The organism is Flavobacterium sp. HSC-32F16, from assembly GCF_024171645.1.
In the GTDB taxonomy this organism is placed as follows: domain Bacteria; phylum Bacteroidota; class Bacteroidia; order Flavobacteriales; family Flavobacteriaceae; genus Flavobacterium.
Window position 1 is genome coordinate 49,229 of sequence record NZ_JALKAC010000007.1, and the last position, 24,486, is coordinate 73,714.

Annotated in this window: 9 protein-coding genes; all 9 read left to right on the plus strand. The window is 32.0% G+C overall.

Annotated elements, in window-relative coordinates:
* Positions 1 to 23 precede the first annotated feature (23 nt).
* The 9 genes from L1276_RS17960 (at position 24) to L1276_RS18000 (ending at position 24,473) form a co-directional block, all read left to right on the plus strand.
* Complete coding sequence (locus L1276_RS17960) at positions 24 to 10,397, plus strand: non-ribosomal peptide synthetase (RefSeq protein WP_253790251.1); 10,374 nt, start codon at positions 24 to 26, stop codon at positions 10,395 to 10,397.
* Between the two features lie 36 nt (positions 10,398 to 10,433).
* Positions 10,434 to 12,062, plus strand: coding sequence for an MBL fold metallo-hydrolase (locus L1276_RS17965; RefSeq protein WP_253790254.1), 1,629 nt, complete (start codon positions 10,434 to 10,436; stop codon positions 12,060 to 12,062).
* Positions 12,063 to 12,150: 88 nt separating this feature from the next.
* Entirely contained in the window at positions 12,151 to 12,852 is a 702-nt protein-coding gene (locus L1276_RS17970) for a thioesterase II family protein (RefSeq protein WP_253790256.1), read from the plus strand.
* A gap of 91 nt (positions 12,853 to 12,943) precedes the next feature.
* Positions 12,944 to 13,324 carry a BlaI/MecI/CopY family transcriptional regulator gene (locus tag L1276_RS17975; RefSeq protein ID WP_253790258.1) on the plus strand — a complete coding sequence of 127 codons (381 nt, stop codon included), beginning with the start codon at positions 12,944 to 12,946 and terminating at the stop codon, positions 13,322 to 13,324.
* Positions 13,325 to 13,335: 11 nt separating this feature from the next.
* Positions 13,336 to 14,691 carry a M56 family metallopeptidase gene (locus L1276_RS17980; protein ID WP_253790260.1) on the plus strand — a complete coding sequence of 452 codons (1,356 nt, stop codon included), beginning with the start codon at positions 13,336 to 13,338 and terminating at the stop codon, positions 14,689 to 14,691.
* Between the two features lie 70 nt (positions 14,692 to 14,761).
* Complete coding sequence (locus L1276_RS17985; RefSeq protein WP_253790262.1) at positions 14,762 to 15,127, plus strand: hypothetical protein; 366 nt, start codon at positions 14,762 to 14,764, stop codon at positions 15,125 to 15,127.
* A gap of 439 nt (positions 15,128 to 15,566) precedes the next feature.
* Positions 15,567 to 18,020 carry an outer membrane beta-barrel family protein gene (locus tag L1276_RS17990; RefSeq protein WP_253790264.1) on the plus strand — a complete coding sequence of 818 codons (2,454 nt, stop codon included), beginning with the start codon at positions 15,567 to 15,569 and terminating at the stop codon, positions 18,018 to 18,020.
* Positions 18,021 to 18,174: 154 nt separating this feature from the next.
* Positions 18,175 to 19,818, plus strand: a complete 1,644-nt coding sequence (locus L1276_RS17995) for a cyclic peptide export ABC transporter (protein ID WP_253790266.1) — start codon at positions 18,175 to 18,177, stop codon at positions 19,816 to 19,818.
* A 209-nt stretch (positions 19,819 to 20,027) separates the two neighbouring features.
* Positions 20,028 to 24,473, plus strand: coding sequence for an amino acid adenylation domain-containing protein (locus L1276_RS18000; RefSeq protein ID WP_253790268.1), 4,446 nt, complete (start codon positions 20,028 to 20,030; stop codon positions 24,471 to 24,473).
* The last annotated feature ends 13 nt before the right edge of the window (positions 24,474 to 24,486 follow it).

Sequence of the window (24,486 nt, forward strand, 5' to 3'; positions counted from 1 at the left end):
ATAAACAAGTAAAAAATATAATCATGGTTAACGATTTATTTACAAGATTAAAAACACTGAATATTACTTTAAAAGTAGTCAACGATACATTGGATATTAAAGCGCCTAAAGGAGTTTTAAATGAAGCGTTATTAAATGAAATTAAAACCAATAAAGAAAGTTTAATTGGCTTAATTAATCAATATTCAACATCTAAAATAACAGATAACAAACAAATCCCTGCTGCCAAAAAAAGTGATCACTATCCTTTGTCATCATCTCAGCACAGATTATGGGCGCTAAGTCAAATAGATGAATCGAATAGGTCTTACAATATGCCCGGAATCCAAATTATAAATGATGAAATTGATGCAGACGCTTTTTTGAATTCACTTCGAGATTTAATAAATCGACATGAAATTCTTAGAACTGTTTTTAAGGAAGATGAAAATGGAGAAATTAGGCAGTATATACAATCTGAAGAAGATTTTATTTTTCCATTTACGCAAATCGATGTTGATAATGATGAGGTAAAGCTTAAAGAAATAATTGAGAAAGAATATACTACTCTTTTTAATTTAGAAAAGGATTCATTATTTAAAGGGAAACTCATCCGCATTAGAGACAATAAATGGGTTTTCTCTTTTGTAATGCATCATATTATTACTGACAGCTGGTCTATGACTGTCATAATTAATGAATTATTAGAAAATTATAACGCTGGAAAAAATGGTCAGCCACTTAAAAATAAACCGTTAGAAATCCAATATAAAGACTACGCTGTATGGCAGCAAGACCAGTTGGTTAATGGTCATTTAGAAAAAGATAAAATCTATTGGTTAGAACATTTAAAAGGCGATTTGCCAACACTATCCCATTTTGGAGATTTTCCCCGTCCGGCAATAAAAACCTATAACGGAGGAATAGTAGAGCGTAAAATTGGTACGGCACTTTATGAGCAATTCAAAACTTTGTACAAAGCGCATGATGGCACATTGTTTATGGGGGCTCTAAGTCTTGTAAATGTAATATTAAATAAATATACAGGCCAGGAAGAATTTATTATAGGAATTCCGGTTTCTGGAAGGAATAATGCTGTGCTTCACGATCAAATAGGTTTTTATGTAAATACCCTGGCACTTCGCACTACATTTTCGTCGGAAGACAGTTTTGAAACTCTTTTTGGAAAGGTCAAGGAAAATACACTTAATGCCTTTAAACACCAAGACTACCCTTTTGATGAACTTTTAGATGATTTAAACATTAAAAGGGACTTAAGTAGAAGTGCATTATTTGACGTAATGATTTCTGTACAAAATGAAAATAAGTTCGTTGAAAGTGATTTGGATCAGTACGATAACTTAATTGAAAATGAATCAAGTAAATATGATTTAACATTTACATTTATCGAAGAGTCAGATAACTTAAACCTTGTAATAGAATACAATAGTGATATTTTCAGTAAAAGCCTATGCGAGCAGTTATTACTGCATATGGAACAGCTGTTAGAAGAAATACTGTCCTCTCCCCAAAAAGACCTCTCCACAATTTCATGTTTAAATGCAGTAGAGGAACAGGAACTATTGGTGGATTATAATGCAACAGAAACAATATATGAAGAAGGGATTTCTTTACTGGGTTTATTTAAGGAGCAAGTCACATTGTATCCTGAACAAACAGCATTGGTCTATGGTAAAATCTCATTGAGTTATAGTGAGCTGGATGTTCTGAGCAATCAATTCAGTCATTATTTGGAAGAGCACAGTGAATTGGTTTTGGAAGATTTAATAGCCATAGCCCTGCCTAAAAGCCATTGGCAGATCATATCGATTTTAGGTATTTTAAAAGCGGGTTGTGCGTATGTTCCAATCGCTTTGGATTATCCACAAGACCGAATAGACTTTATGGTATCCGATACCAAAAGTAAAATTGTGATCACACCAGAACTCCTATTCGATTTCGAATCCAGGATTGGAGACTATTCCACAGAAAAAGACATCTGCTCGAGGGATTTATCCAGTTTGGCTTATGTGATGTATACTTCAGGATCTACAGGACGGCCTAAAGGCGTTTTGATAGAAGACGGAGGTATAATTCGATTAGTTAAAAATTCGAATTATATCAATTTAGGACCAAGTTCCATCTTATTGTCTACAGGTTACTTCTCATTTGATGCTGTCACTTTCGAATATTGGGGAATGCTGTTAAATGGCGGAAAATTAGTTTTATGTGATGAAAATGAGCTTTTGTCGGATGATTTGTCAAAAATAATAAAACAGGAATCCATTACTATTATGTGGTTTACTGTTGGATTATTAAATCAGTTAATTGATGAAAATATTCAAATTTTCCAGGGACTAAAGACAATATTAGCAGGAGGTGATAAATTATCTGTTGCTCATATTAACAAGTTAAAAAATCATTATCCGGATTTAGAAATCATAAACGGATATGGTCCAACGGAAAACACCACTTTCTCTTTAACTCATAAAGTAGAAAAAGTTAACAGCAATACTATTCCCATAGGAAAACCAATTACCAATAGCAGTGTTTATATACTAGATAAAAACAACCAACTGGTACCGAAAGGTGTTGTTGGTGAAATTTCTTTAGGAGGATCAGGATTATCAAGAGGATATCTTAATCAGCCTGAATTAACGCATGAAAAATTTACCGCAAATCCTTTTAAAGAAAATCAACGTTTATACAAAACAGGAGATTTAGGAAGATGGCTGAAAGATGGAACCATAGAGTTTTTAGGAAGGAAAGACAACCAGATAAAACTACGAGGCTTCAGAATTGAATTAGGCGAGATCGAAAACGTACTTTCTCAGCATGAGTTTATAAATTCGGCATTGGTAGTCGTTCATGAAGATAATCTGGCAGAAAAAGTATTGGCAGCCTACATAACGTTAAGCAGCCCTGTAAATATTCAGGATATCAAACACTGGATGTCAACTCTTTTGCCAGCCTACATGATTCCTGCATATGTAGAAGTTATGGATAGTTTTCCGTTAACCGTAAACGGAAAAATAGATCGTTCTAAATTGCCATTGCCGGAAATCATTACATCAAACAGAACGACAAACTATAAAGAACCATCTACTGCAATAGAAAAAGCATTGGTCCAGTTGTGGGAAGAAGTATTGAGTATTTCGCCAATAGGTCTTGAAGATAACTTTTTTGATTTAGGAGGTCATAGTTTAAAAGCGACTAAATTAATCAGTAAAATTCATAAGGAATTCCAGGTAAAATTACATCTAAAAGATTTATTCATTCATCCTACTCTGGATTCTCAAAGCAAATTAATTATTGAAGGACAACATTCCGGTTATAACAAAATTCCGGTTTTGGCGAAACAAAATGGTTATCCATTATCGCTTATGCAACGTCGTTTATGGATATTAAGCCAGTATGAGGCAGCTAATATTGCGTATAATATGTCCGGTGCCTATGTTTTTGAAGGGGTATTAGATGCTGCTGTTTTAGAACAAGCCTTTATAGAATTAATCAAGCGTCATGAAATCTTAAGAACATCTTTTAAAGAAGATGATCAAAAAGAAATATTGCAATATGTTATTGAGCCTGAAAATATCTCTTTTAAACTAAAAAACATAGATTTGAGAGGAACTGAGAGATCAGTTCTTGAAAAATACCTGGCAGAAGATGTATTGGCGCCATTCAATTTATCTTCAGGTGAATTAATAAAAGCGAGTATCTACAGACAATCAGAAAACAGCTGGGTATTCAGTAATGTTATTCACCATATTATCAGTGACGGCTGGTCTATGGGAATCATTGTAAACGAATTATTACACCTTTATAATACGTTATTGACTGGAGAATCAGCAGCATTAACGCCGCTGAACATTCAATACAAAGATTATTCATCATGGCAGCTTAAAGAATTAAGCGATTCAAGATTAGAATTTCATAAAGGATATTGGATCAATCAGTTCAAAGACGATTTGCCTGTTTTGGATTTATCCGGAGGAAAGCAGCGCCCTATTATAAAAACATACAACGGAGGTGTTTATAATAAACTAATACCAAGTGAGTTAAATCATAAATTAAGTGAATTTCTTAAAACACAGGAATCTACTTTGTTCATGGGATTGTTAAGTGCAGTTAACGTGTTGTTTTATCACTACACCAATCAGGAAGACATTACTATTGGCAGTCCAATTGCAGGAAGGGATCACGCCGATTTAGAAAATCAAATTGGTTTTTATGTAAATACTTTGGCCCTAAGAACCCATTTTTCGAAGAACGATACTTTCAAAAATGTTTTATCCAAAGTAAAAAATGTTGTTTTAGGCGCTCACGAACATCAATTATATCCTTTTGATGAGTTAGTTTCATCACTAAACATCACAAGAGATATGAGCCGTAACCCGTTATTTGATGTTCAGGTTATTGTTCAGAATAATCAGGACACTAATGATACAGGATTAAAAAACTTAACGGTGAGTAGTTTTGAGGGTGAACTGCCTCATTCTAGTGTGTTTGATTTAGTATTTAATTTTGTCGAATCCCCGCATGGTTTAGGTACAAGCATCATTTACAATAGTGATGTATTTGATTCTGAAAGAATTGAACAATTTGGTAATCATCTGGAGCATTTATTAAATGCATTATTACAAGATTCAGAACTGCCAATTCAAGAACTTAAATGGTTATCTCAAGATGAAAAGCAGCATTTATTAGATTTTAATTCGGAAAAAATAGACTATGACAAATCAAAAACGGTCATAGCCATGATAAACGAGCAGGTTGTTCATAACCCGGAAGCCATTGCTATAGCTTTTGAAGGAACGCAGCTAACGTATCGTGAATTACATGAACGTTCGAATCAACTGGCTCATTTTTTACTTGAAAATTATAATATTCAGGCGAATGATTTTGTCGGAATAATGATGGACAGATCAGAGTTGATGTTCATTGGAATTTTAGGAATCCTTAAAGCAGGTGCTGCTTACGTGCCTATTGATCCAGATTATCCGGTTTCCAGAAAAGAATTCATCTTGCAGGATACCAACGTAAAAGTATTGCTTACACAATCAGATTACATCTTTGATTTATCGTATTATGAAGGAGGAATATTTGCAATGGACTTACAGCTGGATACTTTAACAGATCCGGTTACCAATCCAGAAGCAGCCCTTTTACCAGAGCATTTGGCCTATATTATTTATACTTCAGGATCTACAGGAAATCCTAAGGGAGTTATGGTAACGCATGGTAATTTGCAGCATTCATTAGCACCAAGAAATTATGTTTATGCTCCAATAAAATGTTTCTTATTATTGTCTTCTGTCGCTTTTGATAGTTCAGTGGCAGGAATATTCAGCACATTAACCAATGGAGGAAAATTATCGATTACTACGAACGCAAATATTGGTAATGTAAACTTTATTGCGGATTATATTGTTTCGCAAAAAGTAAGTCATTTATTAACTGTGCCGTCTTATTATAAATTGCTTTTAACGGCTTTACAAGGCAAAGAAACGGCTCTTGAAGAAGTTACCGTAGCCGGCGAAACTTGCCCGATAAGCTTGATCGAAGACCATTTTAAGAGCAATGTAGGTCAAGCGGGCTGTCAGTTATTTAATGAATATGGCCCTACAGAATGTTCGGTTTGGAGTAGTGTTCATAAATATGAAGAAGGAAAACCGGTAACAGCAACTATTGGAAAACCAATTGCCAATACCCATATTTATATCTTAAACGAAAAAGAAGATCTGGTTCCCGTAGGTGTAATAGGCGAATTGCACATTGGCGGTAATGGTGTTACAAAAGGATATCTGAATAATCCGGAATTAACCCGCCAAAAATTTATAAAAGATCCGTTTAATAAATCAGGCATGATGTACAAAACCGGAGATTTAGGAAGATGGAATGCAACAGGGGAAATTGAATTTCTGGGTAGAAAAGACAATCAGGTCAAGGTAAGAGGATATCGTATAGAATTAGGAGAAGTACAATACGCAATTGAACAATCTGAGTTTGTAAAAGCAGCGGTGGTTTTAACAAAAGAAAATAAATCAGGTGACAATGAGCTGTTTGCTTATTTATTATCAGATGAAATCTTAAATACTTCGGATCTTAAATACGACCTAAAAGATGTGCTGCCAGGTTACGCCATACCATCTCACTTTATTACTTTGACAAATTTCCCTCTCACACCAAATGGAAAAATAGATACCAAGGCATTATTAGAAATTGGCGGCTCTGAAACCAGAAGCGGAGAAGAATATGTGGCTCCACAAACAGAAGAAGAAACAGCCTTAGTACATATCTGGGAAACCATTCTTGAAAAAGAAAAAATTGGTGTAAATGATCGATTCTTTGATTTAGGAGGTGATTCTATTAAGGTTCTGAAAATTGTTAACGGTATTTATAATGCAATGCAGTTAGAAATCAGTATTTCAGATATCTATACGTATGACAGTATATCAAAATTATCAGAATTTATAATTGATAATAAGAAATCACTTGACAGCAAAAAAGAAGAAGGTATAGAAGCCAGAAAGAACGTTCTGGACTATATCAATACTGTAAAATACAATGTTTTAGAATCTTTAGATGAAAATAAATCTGAAGCTGTAGAGGATTTGTATCCTATGAGTGATATTCAAAAAGGAATGATATACGAGTCTTTATTATATGAAGGAACAAGTATCTATCATGATCAAATGATTAACCAAAGACAATTTGTAAATTTTGACATTTCGGTTTTTAGACTGGCAATGCAGTTAATGGTGGACAAACATGAGATTTTAAGAACAGGTTTTAACATGCAGGATTATGAGCAGGAAGTTCAGATCGTGTATAAAAATGTTGAGGTAACTGTTGTATACGAAGATTTATCTCATTTAGATTCTTTAAAAGAAAAAGAAAATGCTATAGGCGCATTTCTTCAGTCTGAATTACTAAATCCGTTTGATGTTAGTAAAGCACCACTCTTTAGAATGGCAGCTTTTAATATTGGTGAGGATAATATTGTTTTTGTTTCTCAATGTCATCACGCTATTATTGATGGCTGGAGTGATTCTATGCTTTTAACAGAATTAAATAACTTATATCTGGCCCTTTTAGCAGACATCACATTTAGACCTGAAAAAATAAAAGCCAGTTATAAAAACTATGTAATTGAACATGAGATTGATAAAAAAGATACCACAATCTTGTCCTTTTGGAAACAAGAACTGCAGGACCATAGTAAACTCAACATATTTACCAATACACCTGTAAGCAGTATTTACGGAAATGTATTGTCTGAAAATGAAGTAAACGAATTAAAACATCTTGCCGCAAATCTTAGTACAACTGTAAAAGAGATTTCTTTGAGTGCTTACTTGTATATGCTGAGTATCTTAAATTCAGATCCGGATGTAGTAACAGGTTTGGTTACCAATAACAGACCAAGCTGCGAAGATGGAGATAAGATTTTAGGATGTTTTTTAAATACGATTCCATTACGTTTTGCCATTGATTATAATGTAACAGTAAAAGATTTTATAATTGAAGTTCAGAATAAATTAATCTTATTAAAAAAATATGAAAGACTTAGTTTATTACAAATAGCTAGTTTATCTGATAATCAGCATGCAAATGAGAATCCGTTTTTCGATGTTTATTTTAACTATGTTGATTTTTACACGTACGATAAGATAAAAAGCGAGATAAAAGAAAACGTTAACCAGGAAGAAGAAAGCGTTTCATTAATAGGATCCAATAAAACGAATACATTTTTAGATTTTAATGTAAACACAACAGGCGACCTTTATCATGCAAGTCTTTCGTTAACAAAAAAACTGAAATCAGGATTAACAGTAGAACAAGTAAATGATTTATATTTTTCGATATTAAGATCATTTATTGCTTCTCCAAACAAATTGCTAAAATCAGTTGATTATTTAGGCGCAGAGGAAAAACATACTTTGCTGCATGAATTTAATGATACCAAGCATGAATTTCTTTCTGAAACAACGCTGGCAGATTTATTTGCGCAACAAGTAGAAAATGCCCCAAATGAAATTGCATTGGTATTTCAACAAACAGAACTAACATTCTATGAACTAAACGAAAGATCAAATCAATTAGCAAACTATCTGAGATCCAGCTATACGTTAGGTGCAAATGACTTAATAGCTGTAGCATTACCCAGAAGTGAGTGGATGATCACGGCAATTTTAGCAATACACAAAATAGGCGGCGCTTATGTGCCAATAGATCCTAAACATCCTCAGGATCGTATTGATTATATCGTTCAGGACAGTTCGAGTGCTTTAATAATAGATGCAAAAGTACTTAATGAGTTTCATGCCGCAGCAGAAAATTACTCAAAAGAGAATCTAACATTAATCAATAAACCTACAGATATTGCCTATGTACTTTATACTTCCGGTTCTACAGGAAATCCTAAAGGATGTATACTAGAACATAGAGGAGTTGTAAATAGAATACAGTGGATGTGGGAAGCATTTAATTACACGAATCAAGATGTTATTTTACAAAAAACGACATTCACTTTTGATGTTTCTGTTTGGGAAATTTTCATGCCTTTATGCTGGGGTACAAAAATGATATTATGTTCAGATGAAGATGTTAGTATTCCTCAAAATATAGAATCATTAATAAAAAATCATAAAGTAACTTGTTTGCATTTTGTACCAAGTATGTTAGATGTTTTTATAGACAGTTTATTTGATGAATCGTATGATTTTAGCAATCTGAGCAGTTTAAAACAGGTTATTACCAGTGGAGAAGCATTACAATTAAACACCGTTAAAAAGTGGTATGAAAAATTAAATACTCCTATACAAAATTTATATGGGCCAACAGAGGCTTCTATAGATGTTACGTATTATACAACCTCAAAACAAGATACGGTTATACCAATTGGCAAACCGGTCTGGAATACTTCTATCTACATTCTGGATCCCAACAATAACCTTGTGCCTGTAGGATGTTCTGGAGAAATTTATCTGGCAGGAGCAGGACTGGCAAGAGGTTATCTAAATCGTAAGGAATTAACAGATGAAAAGTTTGTGGAAAATCCCTTTGCTCCGGGAGAAAAAATGTACAAAACGGGAGATATAGGAAAATGGACTTCTGACGGTAATATCATTTATGCAGGAAGAAATGACAACCAATTGAAAATTAGAGGATTTAGAATTGAATTGGGCGAAATAGAACAATGTTTATTAGAAATTGAAACGTTAGATTCTGCAGCTGTATTAGCCAGAAAATCTTCATCAAATGAAGTAGACCTTGTTGCTTTTGTAATAAGTAGTTTGGAACTGGATGTAAAAGAAATTAAAAATTTCCTAAAAAAGAGACTTCCTGAGTATATGATCCCTGACTATTATGTTAAGCTTGATAAGCTGCCACTTACGCTAAATGGTAAACTGGATGGAAAAAAATTATTAGCTATCTCTACAGAATCGGGAACACAGACTATTGAAATAGTAAAACCTGAGAATGATCTGGAAGAAAATATTCTTCAAATATGGAAAGAAATTTTATCTAAAAAAGAAATAAGTGTTACAGATAACTTTTTTGAAATAGGCGGTCATAGTTTAAGAGCGATCAAATTACAGTCCATGCTAAAAAGAAAACTTGATTTGAATCTTTCTATAAAGGATATTTATAATAGACCAACCATAAAAAGATTGGCTTCAGATAAAGAAAGATCAAATTCATCACTAATAAACTTACAGGTTAATAATCGTAATAACACGATTTATTTCATTCCGCCATTAACAGGCAGTTCGATCTTGTATAATCCTTTAGCCAAAGTTTTGAGCAGCGAATTTGATTCAATCGGACTACAATACAAAGGTTTTGAACACAAGGAAGAATTCAGTCAATCTATCGAAGAAATGGCAAAGTCATTCATTGAAGAGATTAAAAATAATCAACCTGACGAACCATTTATAGTATTTGGGTATTCTATGGGATCAGCCATTGCATTTGAAATAGTAAGAGAACTCGAAAAACACTATAGCAAAATAGATTTAGTTCTGGTAGACAGGCCATCTTATATAGATATAGATCAACAAGATTTACAAGACATAGATATTCTGGCCAATTGGTTACTTGAAGAATTCAAGAAGGTTATAAAGCTGGATAAAGAACAGGAGAAACATACTCTGTCTTTTCTAAAAAATAATTTGATGCTTAATAATGCGTATCAGCTTGAAGGGAAAATTTCCAGCAATATCTATGCTTTTGAGGCCTCCGATAATCAATCTAAGAGTAATATGCAGAGTTGGCAGAATTACACAACCGGAAATTATGCACACCATTATTTACTGGGTACACATTGGGATGCAGTCTCTGAGCAAAATTTTGAAATCTATCGTGAAGTATTCAATAGTATTTCTGAAAAAACGAGTATAGAAACAATTTAAAATCAAACAAACTTAAAATATTAAATTACTAAGATCATGGAAATTAAAGAAGAGTATTATTTCAAACCGAATGTTATTATTGGGCCATTAGTAGATAAATGGTATGCCTGGACACACTTAATCTCGCCTGCAACTGCTGCAATGAATATTGTTGAACGACATTTAAAAATAATGAATTCATACATTCAGGCACCTATGATTCATGAAGCAGCGGTTAAAAATCCTAAAATGCTGGGAGGTCCATTTATGGACTATGAAACAAGAAGAGTAGACGAAGTAAAAGAACTAAAAGCCGATATTCTTGATAAACAGGCCAACGCCATAGCATTATCCGATGCAATAAAAGAATTGGATAAAATGCTAAAAACCAAAGCTAAAGGAGCTTCTTTGGAACCATTGTACAAAGAAGTTCCAGAGATTTTAAAAGGATATGTAGAACTGGTTTATGATTTAAATAACAACGTTTCGTTTCGTTTTTTTGAATCGTTATTGTACAACAGCCCTTTTTATTCCAAACAATCGCAGTCTATTTCCTTATGGGAAACATTGAATGACGAACGTCCGTTTTGTTTAAGCACACCACAACTAGAAGATCCTAAGGTATTGCAGTTGGATATTCCGTTTGATCATAAAGGAATTGATACTTTAAGCAGAATGAAAAGAAATCCGGGATCGATTGAAGACGTTGCTGAAGAATTAGGCGTTACAGAAGGTCAAATGGAGTTATTCAAAACTTTTTTTACCAAGAAAGAGCATCCAACCTATAAAAAATATACAGGAGACAAAGCCAGAATGCGTTATCTGGGACATGCTTGTATTTTAATTGAAACCAAAGATGTCAGTATTCTTGTAGATCCTTTAATCAGTTATTATGGATATGAATCTACAGTAGAACATTTCTCAGATATTGACCTACCGGATGTTATTGATTATGTATTAATAACACACAATCATCAGGATCATATTGTATTGGAAACACTATTGCCGCTTAGACATAAAATCAAAAATATCATAGTACCTATAACAACAAGTGGTGCACTTCAGGATCCAAGTATCAAATTAGCGTTTGAAAGCATCGGGTTTAAAAATGTAATTGAAATAGATGAGATGCAGGAAATTAAATTCGAAAATTGTACTATTACCGGTTTACCATTTACTGGTGAACATAGTGATCTTAACATTAGAGCTAAATCGTGTTTCCATATTGCAATAAATGAACTAAGCTTCTTGTTTGTAGCCGATTCTAGGGTAATGGAGCCAAGACTTTACGAACATATCCATAGAATTAAAGGAGATGTAGATGTTTTATTTTTAGGAATGGAATGTGCAGGAGCTCCTTTAAGCTGGCTTTATGGCTGTCTTATGACCCAGGACATAAATAGAGAAGATGATCAATCCAGAAGACTAGCAGGTTGTGATAGTCAAAGAGGACTTTCTTTAGTAGATATATTTAATCCAAAAGAAGCTTATGTGTATGCCATGGGGATGGAACCTTGGCTGGAATTTATAAGCAGCATAAAATATACTGAGGAATCTCTTGCTATTATTGAATCCAATAATTTAATAAATACCTGCAAAGACAAAGGAATTATTGCCGAAAGATTATTTGGAGAAAAAGAATTGCTATATGATTATGAAATGAAAAATGAGTTAATGCTTAATTAATTTTACGGATAATCCATAATGAATTAACTTATATAAAGCCTTGTTTTGATGTGTCAAGACAAGGTTTTATTAATCAATTTAAAATTGTATGAAAAAAAAGCAACTGTTTTTATTACATTTTGCAGGAGGAAATATATACTCATTCGAATTTTTAAAATCTATTTATACAGATTTTGAAATGATTTCACTAGAGCTTCCCGGCAGAGGAAAAAGAATGAAAGAAAAATTATTGACCTCCTATAAAGAGGCAGTTAATGATATTTATTCGCAAATCAATACTATGCTCAATGGTGCACCTTTTATGATATACGGGCACAGTTTGGGCGCTACTTTGGCATTGGGAGTTACTGATTTATTAGAAAAAAATAATACGCCCCCGCAATGCTTAATAGTAAGCGGAAACCCTGGTCCTGGTGTTGTAACAGAAAGAGAAAGATCTGATTTAGACAGAGCCGACTTTATCAGTATGCTTAAAGAATTAGGTGGATTAACAGAAGAATTATTGCAAAGCGAGGAGTTGTTAGATTTTGTGCTGCCAATACTTAGAGCCGATTTTAAAATTGTTGAGGGAGATACTTTTGTTGAAAATACGATTGTAAAAGCTCCAATTATCGCTGTAATGGGGGATTTGGAGAAATATGTGGGCAGCATTGACAATTGGAAAGCACATACACTTTCTGAATTTAATTCCTATGTATTAAAAGGAAATCATTTTTTTATATATAATAATGCTGATAAATTAATTGAAATTTTTGAAGCTAGTTATCGGGAATATAAAGTTTTAATGTAGGTCAATATTCTTATAAGTTGATTTTTTTTGTAAAAATATTCTTTAGTACGAAAATATTCGTACCTTTAAAAAATCAAAATTAAAGAGACTTATGGAAAGCAGGAAAGTTGAGCCAACAAAATCAGAAATCGAAATTTTAACTATACTTTGGAAGCATGGTGCTTCAACTGTTCGTTTCGTAAATGATAAATTAAACGAAGAAGAGGAACGTGTAGTTAAATATACAACCACGTTAAAGCTAATGCAGATTATGAAAGAAAAAGGCATTTTGTATAGAGATGAAAGTAATATTAAACATCTGTATCATGTGGTTGAAGATCAGGAAAAAACCAAAACTTTTTTATTAGAAAATTTTTTAAGCAAAATATTTGATGGTTCTATAGAAAATTTGGTGATGCAGCTGGTTGGAAATAAAAAAACCTCAAAAGAAGAGTTGTTAAAGATTAAGAATATAATAGATAAAATGAACTAAACTAGAAGCGAATGGAAGTTATGTATAAAACACTATTGTATGTATTTATTAATTCTTTTGTCTTTGGGATTATACTGGCAGTTGTAACCTATGTTTTTATGTCTTTCTCTTCACATTGCAAAGCCCGGCTGCGTTACAATGTGTTGGTATTATTCTTATTTGTATTTGTTGTAGCTGTTTTGTTTTTTGGAATGAATCATATAAGTAATCCTTATCAAACCATTCATCATCAGGTTATTTTGCCCATTTTGTCTCACAATGAAGGAAATTATAATCCTAAAGCGATACAAGTATCAGAATCTTTCCTGTTTTTTAAAACACTATATCTTAAAATTTATGATTTTGCATTAGAGATAACTTTAGTATGGGGTTTGATATTTTGTTACAAAATGATTAAATTGTTTTTGGGAATTCACAAAATAAAAAGTTTAATTTTCAAAAACAAAATAGAGCTGAATGACGACTGGAATAATAAAATTCTACAATATTGCAACAAGATTGGGATCAAAACAAATGTCAAAGTATATCTTTCGTCTGCAATTAGTTCGCCAGCTGTTTTTGGATTTTTTAAACCAATTGTATTAATACCAATTCAACTCACAACGGGTTTATCTTCGGATCAACTTGAAGCGGTTATCTACCATGAACTCGTTCATATAAAACGGTATGACTCAATTATAAACTTAGTGCAAAATCTATTAGAAGTAATCTTCTTTTTTAACTTGCCTTTGCTATGGTTGTCTAATCTCATCAGGATCGAAAGAGAAAAGTGTTGTGATGATGCTGTTTTAAAAATCACTGATAACAAAAAAGATTACATCAGTGCCTTGTACTTTTGTGCCGAAATGACTGTAGGAAAGCAGGAACTGGCATTAGGTTTTGCTAATAATAATGAGATTTTGCTGGACAGAGTGGAAAGAATCATACTAAATGGTCAGAACTCTGTTAATAAAATTAAGACACCCACATTTCATAGCTTCGCAATATTCCTTTTCGCTTTGTTGATAGGTTATATTTATCAATTAAAACTTCACAATGTATTCAATATACTGCCAGATACTTCGATAAATGAAATTGCCAAAACTCCGGTAGATAATGATTATATTATTTTAACCGGGATCACCTCTGATACGTTATCTGAAAAAGAAGGCGAGAAGATAGTATCTGTCTTAAACAAAATGATAAGCCAAATGAGTCATGAAAAACTTATAAGTAATGATGCTCAAAAATTATCATTTCTATTAGATAATAATCAACTCATTATTAATGGGGAACTGCAATCAAATGAGATTTTTAATAGATACCAAAGCAAATATATAAAGAAGAGCGATTGGCGTATATGCTATAATTATAAAATAAAAAAGTAAAACGTTCTGATTTCTTTTAGGCTCGTGCTAAAAAATCAAATAATCCTAGCTAAAAAAAACTAAATAAATTATGAAAACAACCAAAACTTTTATTGCACTTTTACTAATGATCTTCATTTCGGGTGCCAGCCTGGCGCAAAACAATCAAAAAGAATCCAAGGTTAATCAACGAACTTTTACTGGTATTACAGGACAAGCTATAAAAGAGTCTTCGGAGGTAAATAATGTTGAAAAACTAATTGAAGAAATAAGTAATGAAATATATAAAGAAAAATTGGTAGCAGCGGATGCTGGAAGTTTATCTTATATGCTTAATAACAAAGAGTTTATAATAAACGGAGTCGTGCAAAAACCTGAAATACACCTGAGATATATGAATAAATACATCAAGAAAAATACTAAATGGAACATTTGCAAAAACTATAAGATAAAATAATCGAATTTTTTACATATTCACTAAAGTTTGTTTTTTAATAGATTCTTTATTAATGCTCTTACTTTTAGAATTAGTATCAATTCAATATTTTCGATAGTCTAATACTAATTTTCCATTCCTTAAATTTTATCAACCTAAAAAGCTTGAGTCTACCGCATGGTATTTCTCAGTGGTGGTCTTGTTTAATATATTAACTAACGTAACCATTATTTTGGGTCCATTGCCGCCTGTTAAAGCAGGAATAGCTCAAAAAGAAAGAACACATAAAAATCATTTCGCAATGAAGGCTCAAATCTATTTAGGTGCTTAAAAAACTGCTCAGGCAGAATCAGCAGTAGTATCAAAACCTAGAAGAGCGGTATAAGTTGTTAACAATGTAAATGTTAAAGCTAGATATTTAAAAACTTTTTTGCGTAACGCGAGATATTAAAAAAAGAAAATGAAATACTATTATATGCGTATAAATTATATTGCTCTGCTATGTCTGATTATTTTTCTATCTAATCGAACATATGGACAAAACTCAAATGCATCAATTTCGGGAAGCGTTATTGATGCTGAAAATAAAGAGCCAATTATTTTTGCGACAATTCTTTTGTTGAATGATGAGAAGGAAACCTTAATAAAGAGTGAATTATCTCAAAATAAAGGAGATTTTAATTTTAAAAACTTAAAAAGTGGTAACTACATCATTAAGATTATTCATGATGATTACAATACATTCAAAACAGCAATCATTACTATAAAAGAGGATGATCAAAAACAATTGCAGCCTATTGAGATGCTCAAAGCAATACAAAAGGAAAACTTGAATGAGGTTTTAGTATTTCAAAAGAAAAAAAATTTTGTTGAGACTAAAATCGATCGTACTATTTTAAATGTTGATGCTTTAGAATCAAATAGTGGAATCACGGCTTTTGAATTATTAAAGAAAGCGCCCGGAACCAGTATAAACGATCAGGGAGTTGTAAGCCTGAACGGGAAATCAAATGTTACCATTTTTATTGATGACCGCCCAACTTATTTGTCAGGAGCCCAACTAGAAAGTTATTTGAGCGGCTTGTCTTCAGATAATATCGACAAAATTGAAATGATGACAAACCCTCCTGCTAAATATGAAGCGGCAGGAAATGGGGGAGTGATCAACATCAAATTAAAAAAGAGTAAAAAAGAAGGAGAAAACGGGAGTATAGTACTGGGAGTCAGGCAGCATAAATATACAGAGTATAACACCACCTTTAATCTGAATAAGAAAAAAGAGAATTATAATGTTTTCCTGAGTGGAAATATTGGTTATAAAAAACGTTTTCAGGATCTTTATATCAATAGAGATTATACAGATACAGGCAGTTACAGCAGACAGGAAACCAATAATGTTGGAGATGGTATACTAATCAGTTTAAAATTTGGTGCAGACTATAATCTTTCAAAAAAGACGGTTATAGGAATAGTTACTGATGGTTTAATTTGGAGTGGCAATGATATTGATAATAGCCGCAATTTTTTATATAATTCATCACGCTCCCTTGATTCAATTATAAAAACAAAAGGAGATTCTGATAATAAATTCAGAAATAGCGGAATAAACCTAAACCTCGATCATAAGTTTAATGAGAAGAGTGATATCCGTGCGAACTTAGATTACTTAGTATACAATACAGATCCTTTTCAAAAATTTACAAATACGATAGTTTTACCAAATACAAATCAGGAATATTCAGATATGTTGGTTGGAGGATCGTCTTCTAGTGTAAATGTTTACTCAGGAAAATTAGATTATTCCAATCAACTGAGTGAAAAAATAACCTTTGAATCAGGATTTAAACACAGTTATACCAAAACATCTAATGAGAGTAATTATGTGGATATTGTGGACAATGTTTCGACCCCGAACCTAAATCAGAATAATAAGTTTTTATACCATGAGAACATCACCGCTTTATATGCCAACTCGAATGGAAATTTTGGAAGGTTGTCGATGCAGTTAGGACTTAGGTATGAAAATGTTAAACTTACTGGGGAACAATTAGGAAATGAAATAAAGCCCAGTGCTAAGAATACAACGAATTATGATAATTTATTTCCTACCCTGTATCTATCTTATAAATTAGATTCTTTAGCCAACAATAGTATAGGAATTAATTACGGAAAACGAGTTGACAGACCATTTTATCAAGATTTGAATCCGGTTGTTCTTCAGGTAGATAAGGTAACGTTTTATGAAGGAAATCCATACTTAAAACCATCATTTGCCAACAGTATTGAGGTTTTCTATGCGTATAAAAGTCTTTTAAATGTTAATGTTGGATTTAGTGAAATTAAGGATGAGATTCAAGAAACTATAAAAATTGTAGATGGCATATATTATAGTAAACCTGGAAATATAGGAAAAACTCAGGTTTCAAACATTTCGATTAGTTCTTCTTTTAATATTTTTAGCTGGCTGGTTTTCAGTGGAAACGCTCAATTGTCTTATAGAGATAGCAGAAGTGAATTTTTTGGTGGTGAATTAAAAACCAATGGTTATAGTTTTAGCATTGATCCCATACTTCAATTTAAATTGAAGAGAGATTGGAATATTGAATTATTGGGTAAGTATGTAGGAAAATCGTATGTAGCTCAATTTGTAACAAGTCCATACGGGTATGCTGATGTAGCGCTGAGTAAAAAACTATCGACCAGAAGTTCATTGAAATTGGTTTTTACAGATGTTTTTAGAACAAATATCAATAAAGGTATCATTAATAATCTTATCAATACAGCAGCTGATTACAAGACTTTGAGTAATACAAGACAGATTAGATTGTCTTTTACTTATAATTTTGGAGATAAAATTTCTAAACAAGAGCGTGAAAACAGCAGTATAGATAGTGAAAGAAGTAGAATTAAATAATAATTATTTGAATGCTTTTTATTGAGGAAGGCATAAAATTAAACATCCCAATATATGCACTTAGGAGAGATGCTGAAAAAAGAGTGTCTTAAATGCTGAATTGGTAAATATTTTAATAAAGAATTAAAAAAACAACTAATACACTAAAAAAACTATGCTTAAGCTAAAATTTTCACAGGTCATTTATCTCCTGCTCTATGCCATCCCTAACACCATTCTAAGTTTCGGAATCATATACATCATGAACAATGTAATTTCGGGCAAAGAAGGTTTTTTGACAGATTATATGGGAATCGTATTTGTATCAGTCGTAATTTATACCTATCTGCTGAATATCATATTCCAAAAAAAAATCAATAAATATTCTTTTGAGATATTGTATGAAAATGAAAAAAAGATATTTGACAAAATATTAAAAGCACCTTTGATTACCCTCGAAAAAATGGGTTCACAACGCTTTTATACCGCCATAGAAGATTTAAGAATATTTTCGTCTTTTCCTGAAGTGGTCACTCATTCTATCAATTCTTTATTGATGGTGGTACTTTGTATGATATACTTATTTACGTTATCGATAGCAGCAGCTTTGGTCGTTATTGTTTTAATAATTTTAATTGCCGTTTTTTATCTTGTTGTAATCAATACCATGTCTCAAAAAGTAGGCAATCTTAGAAAGTTCAATGAACATTATTACAAATATGTAGATGATGTCATTAAAGGTTTTAAAGGTTTTAAACTAAGCGGGCAAAGAAGAGAAAAACTAATGGGTTCACACCTGTCTCCTAACAGAGAAAGCGCTAAAGACTTGGATTTTAAAATTAATTATGTCTTTCTATCCATCAATTTGATAAGTCAATACGGTTTGTATTTAGTGATAGGAGTTATTCTTTTTTTATTGCCGGAATTGGGTATTCTTAAAAGAGAAGATGTTATTTCGTATGTTGTTATTCTCTTGTTTATTGCAGGACCGATAAACAACCTGATTAATATGCAGAACGTTTATACGCGTTTGACAGTTGCTAACGGAAGAATTAAAAAATTCATGAGCGATTTTGATACTGCCCCGGTAACTTTAGAAATCCAAAACGTACCTATTGAAGATTTTAGTTCCCTAAAATTCAACAATCTCTCTTTTGCTTATGACAATGATGCTATGGATAAGTCTTTTGCTTTGGGACCAATAAATACATCGATAAAAAAAGGCGAAACGATATTTATTATTGGCGGAAACGGCAGCGGCAAAAGTACATTTATAAATATACTGACAGGTTTATATCAACCGTCAGAAGGTGAAATAATTTTAAATGAGGTAAATACAAATCTAAGTACAGCCACACAAAATTTGATAGCCGCAGTATTCACAGAAAATCATATTTTTTCTCATAATTACGATAATTATTCTTTAGAAAAAAATGAAGAATATCAGGAATTATTAAAAATAATGGAACTCGATAAAGTCGTGCTGGATGACAAAGAAGAATCAGCAAGACGTTCCTTTTCTAAAGGACAAAGCAAAAGAATGTCTATGATATTTGCGCTTTTGGAGAACAAACCTATTTTGGTTTTGGATGAATGGGCAGCAGATCAGGACCCGCATTTCCGCAAATATTTTTATGAAAACTTATTGCCTAAACTCAAAGAAGAGGGCAAAACAATTATTGCGGTAACACATGATGATGCTTATTTTAAACATGCTGATAGAATTATAAAATTTGATTATGGTCAAATTGTGAAAGATTTTAAGGTGGAGAGCAATGTTTTGTCAACAGAAAGTTTATGGTATAATGAGGTGAAGTAAACAGAGATAAAATTAGGTTTACAAATTCTCAATAAAAAGTTTCATGCAGATTATGAAAACGCAGATTTTCGAAAATTCTTTTTTGTGATTTTTATTTTAAAAAATCTGCTTGGAGCTCAATCTGCGTGAAAGAACACATTATAAGTTGTAGTCTTATTCTTTGCGTGCAATAGCTGATAGTCATTAAACGAAAAACCATTTATTTGCAAATGAAACTTACCTTACCCCAACAAGATGTTTATTTTGATCAATTGTTGTTTCCTAATGAACCGATATACAATATTGGAGCTAAAATTGAAATTAAAGGAATAATAAACATTGAAATATTCAAAAAAGCGTATGTTGAATTAATCAATCAGCATGATGCTTATAGAAGTATTATTATAAAGAATGAAGAGGATATAAGAATCAAAATAGTCGAAGAACACCAATCTGAATTGGGTTTTATAGATTTTTCAAAACATGAAAATGCAATTGAAGATGCCAATCTCTATATGCAAAAGGAATTCATGAAACCTTTTGATTTATTGCAGGGAACTCTTTTGCATATTTTTACTTTGGTAAAAGTTCAGGAAGATTTTCATTATTTATTTTCCGTATATCATCATATTATAACTGATGGCTGGGGCACTTCTTTAATGTTTCAAAGATTGGTTCAAAATTACAACGAGATTTTTGAATCTGGCGAAATTAAAACAATATATCCTTTTAGTTACAAGGATTTTATGGAAGATGATACCGCATATCAAAATTCTGAATCGTATAACCAAGATGCAGTGAACTGGGTTAAAAAGTTTGAATCTTTACCTGAGAATTTGTTTGAAAAACTAGACGATACCCTTGAAATTAATAAAAGTAATCGTAAAGAACTGATTGTAAAAAGAGAAGTTTATAATCAATTAAATCAGTTAGCCGAGATCAATAAATGCTCGACATTTAATTTAATTCTAGCCGTTTTATATATTTATTTTGGAAGAAAACACCAGAATAATGATTTTGCAATAGGTTTACCCGTTTTGAATAGAAGTAAATCCAAGTACAAGAAAACGGTTGGTCTCTTTATGGGGATTTCACCTTTAAGAATTCCTCTGGACTTTGATGCTTCTTTTGAAAATTTAATCATTGATATAAAAAATCAATTAAGACATGATTATCGCCATCAAAGATTTCCTCTGGGCAAACTAATTCAAGAGCTTCGAATTTTTAATGAGAAAGAAAGGTTATTTAATATTACACTTTCTTATGAAAAACAAAATTATTCTAATGATTTTCACAACACACAAACCCGCGTCATTCCATTAACCCATCAATCAGAGCGTGTGGCTTTGGCTATTTACATTAGAGAGTTTGATGAACAGGAAGATGTGAAAATAGACTTTGATTATAACCTGAATTATTTTGATGATTCAAGAATAACAGAAGTTACCCGGCATTTTGAAAATTTAATAAACGCCATTTTAGTTTCTCCTGATAAAAAACTAAGAGAGTTAACCTATTTATCACAAGAAGAAGAGCATAAGGTAACAGTTGAATTTAATAATACAAAAGCTGATTACCCGAAAGACAAGACGATAGTAGATTTATTTGAAGCACAAGTAGAGAAAACCCCGGCAAAAGAGGCCCTGAAAGATGGTCATAAATCCTATTCTTACTCTGAACTTAACAAGTTATCAAACCAAATAGCAGAATACCTTATTGCTGCTTTTGGAGAAAAGGATAAATCACCAATTGCAGTTTTATTAGGAAGATCTGCCAATATGGCTGCTGTTTTATTAGGTATTTTAAAATCAGGCAGATCCTATATTCCATTGGATCCTGCTTTCCCAAAAGAGCGATTAGGTTATATTGTTGATAATAGCCAAAGTAAAATACTTATCAGCGAAAAGAAATATGAATTAGAAGGCGTTGAAGATGTCACGATTGTGGCGTTAGAAAATATTTTAGCAGAAATTGATATATTCGAAGGTAAGAGAACCACGGTCATTTCTCCTAAAGATACAGCCTATATCATATATACATCTGGTTCAACCGGAAACCCGAAAGGCGTTGAAATAGGCCATCAATCCTTGCTTAATTTTTTGATCAGTATCCAGCAAAAACCGGGAGTTAGTTCAAATGATGTATTATTTTCGGTAACGACTTACTCTTTTGATATTTCAATTTTAGAGTTTTTTGTGCCATTACTGTCAGGAGCTGCGTTATATATTGCAAGTCAGGAAATTTTAGCAGACCCTAATTCTGTTATTCGAAAAATAGAGGAGATACAACCTACATTAATTCAAGCTACTCCAAGTTTTTATCAAATGTTGTTTAATGCCGGCTGGCATGGAGACAAAGCATTAAAAGTACTGTGTGGAGGTGATTTATTAAGCGAAGCATTAGCCGAAAAGCTCATTAACACTAGTTTGGAAGTTTGGAATATGTATGGACCTACAGAAACTACCATTTGGTCCAGCATAAAAAAAATAGAACATCCAAAAGAGGAGTCCAACATAGGGAAACCAATAAACAATACGCAATTTTATATATTAGATTCATTTCTAAATCCCATGCCGATAGGAGTACCCGGCGCCATTTATATTGCAGGCGATGGATTAGCAAAAGGGTATTTTAAAAATGAGAAACTAACCAAAGAAAAATTCATTGAAAACCCATTTGATGCTGCAAGTTTACTATACGAAACCGGCGATGTAGGAAAGTGGAATGATGATGGGGAAATTGAGTTTTTAGGAAGAAATGACAATCAGGTTAAGATTAGAGGTTATAGAATTGAGCTCGGAGATATAGAGTCACAATTAAATCAAATAGAAGGAATTAATGATTCTGTAGTAATTGCTAAGAAAGGGAATCAACAAGATGCTTTTTTAGTGGCTTATATTTTAAAAAGCGAAGAAGAAATTGATACGGAAAAAATCTTTATAACGTTGAAAATGAATCTTCCTTACTATATGATTCCGAATGCAATCATTCCTTTAGAAACATTTCCGCTTACTCCAAACCAGAAAGTAGATAGGAAATCTTTATCGCAAAAAGACATTCAGCAAAATACAAATTATGATGATTTTAAAGCTCCTGTTTCCTATTTAGAAAAAAAACTTTCTGAATATTGGAAAGAAGTTTTAAATAGCAAAGAACCTATTAGCGTAAATGATAATTTTTTTGCTCTTGGAGGACATTCATTAAACGCCGTTAAATTGATTGGATTAATTGCCAAACAGCTTTCGTTTACTATTACTTTAAAAACGATTTTTGACTATCCAACAATTGAATTATTAGCTGGTTATTTACAAGAACTTAAACCGAGTCAATCGATTGCCATATCATTGTCTGAATCTAAAAATTTTTACGATGTAACTCCTTCCCAATACAATATTTGGTTAGCATCTCAACAAACAAATGGTTCAATTGCTTATAATATGTCAGCCGGCTATAGTGTTGAGGGGATTGTTAATTTGGATAGTATTACAAATGCAATAAATGCAATAATTAATAAACATGAAATTTTAAGGACCAATTTTATTGAAAGAGATGGAATTCCGTATCAAAAAATTAACGACGCCGAAAACGCAAGGTTTGAAGTTACTGTACATAAAATTAAAAATGAAAAAGCAGGAGAAATTATAAGCCAATTGGTTAATACACCATTTGATTTAGAAACAGATTTATTAATAAGAGTCCAACTTCTTCAATTAGAGACAAATCAATTTATAATGCTCTTTTCTACGCAACACATTATAATGGATGGAATGTCTTTAGAAATTTTTATCAAAGAATTTATTGAAAATTATAATGAAAGTACTTCTCCAGATGCATCCAAAGCAAATACTTTAAAATTTCAATTTAAAGATTATTCGGAATGGTTTAATAAAACATTGGAGGATAGTGCCTTTAAAAACAAGTTGTTTTGGGAAAAATATCTTAAAAATTATCTGCCTAAAGATTCTTTTGATAGGGATTTCAGCATAGAAAACAATCAGCAAAGAGGAAGTAAGTATTTGTTTGAACTAACGACAGATGTTACTTCAGATTTAAAGGAATTAGCACTTTGTGAGCAAGTCACTTTTTATACCATTTTAACAGCGGCTTTAAATGTTTTGATTTATAAATTCTCTAATCATAATGACATTTGTGTAGGAACCGTAAACTCAGGAAGAAATATCCCAGAGTTAAACAATCAAATTGGGATGTTTGTTAAGACACTTGTTTTAAGAACACAAATTGAGTCAGAGCAAACTTTTGCTGGTATATTGAGAAATACTCAAAATAATCTATTGGAAATAAATGATAATGAAGCTGTCCCTTTTGAGAAGCTTTCTCAATCTGTTTTTGACGTTATGCTGGTATATCAGAATCCAGAATTTTCCTTTGAAAATATTAATGAATTAAATGACTTAAAATTAACGTCTTATCCTATTGATAACAAATACAGCAGGATACCTATTGTATTTAATTTGTTTGAAAGTGATAATAAGCTGAAAGGTATTATAGACTATAACTGTGATTTATTTGAGGAAGATACTATACAAATTGCTGCCCTGAAATACAGTAAAATTTTAAATGAAATAATAAAAAATCCATTAATGAAAGTGGATTTAATTGATGCCAAATTAGAATTTGAGAAAAATACAGCATTTGATTTTGATTTTAATTTCTAAAAACATCTATAGT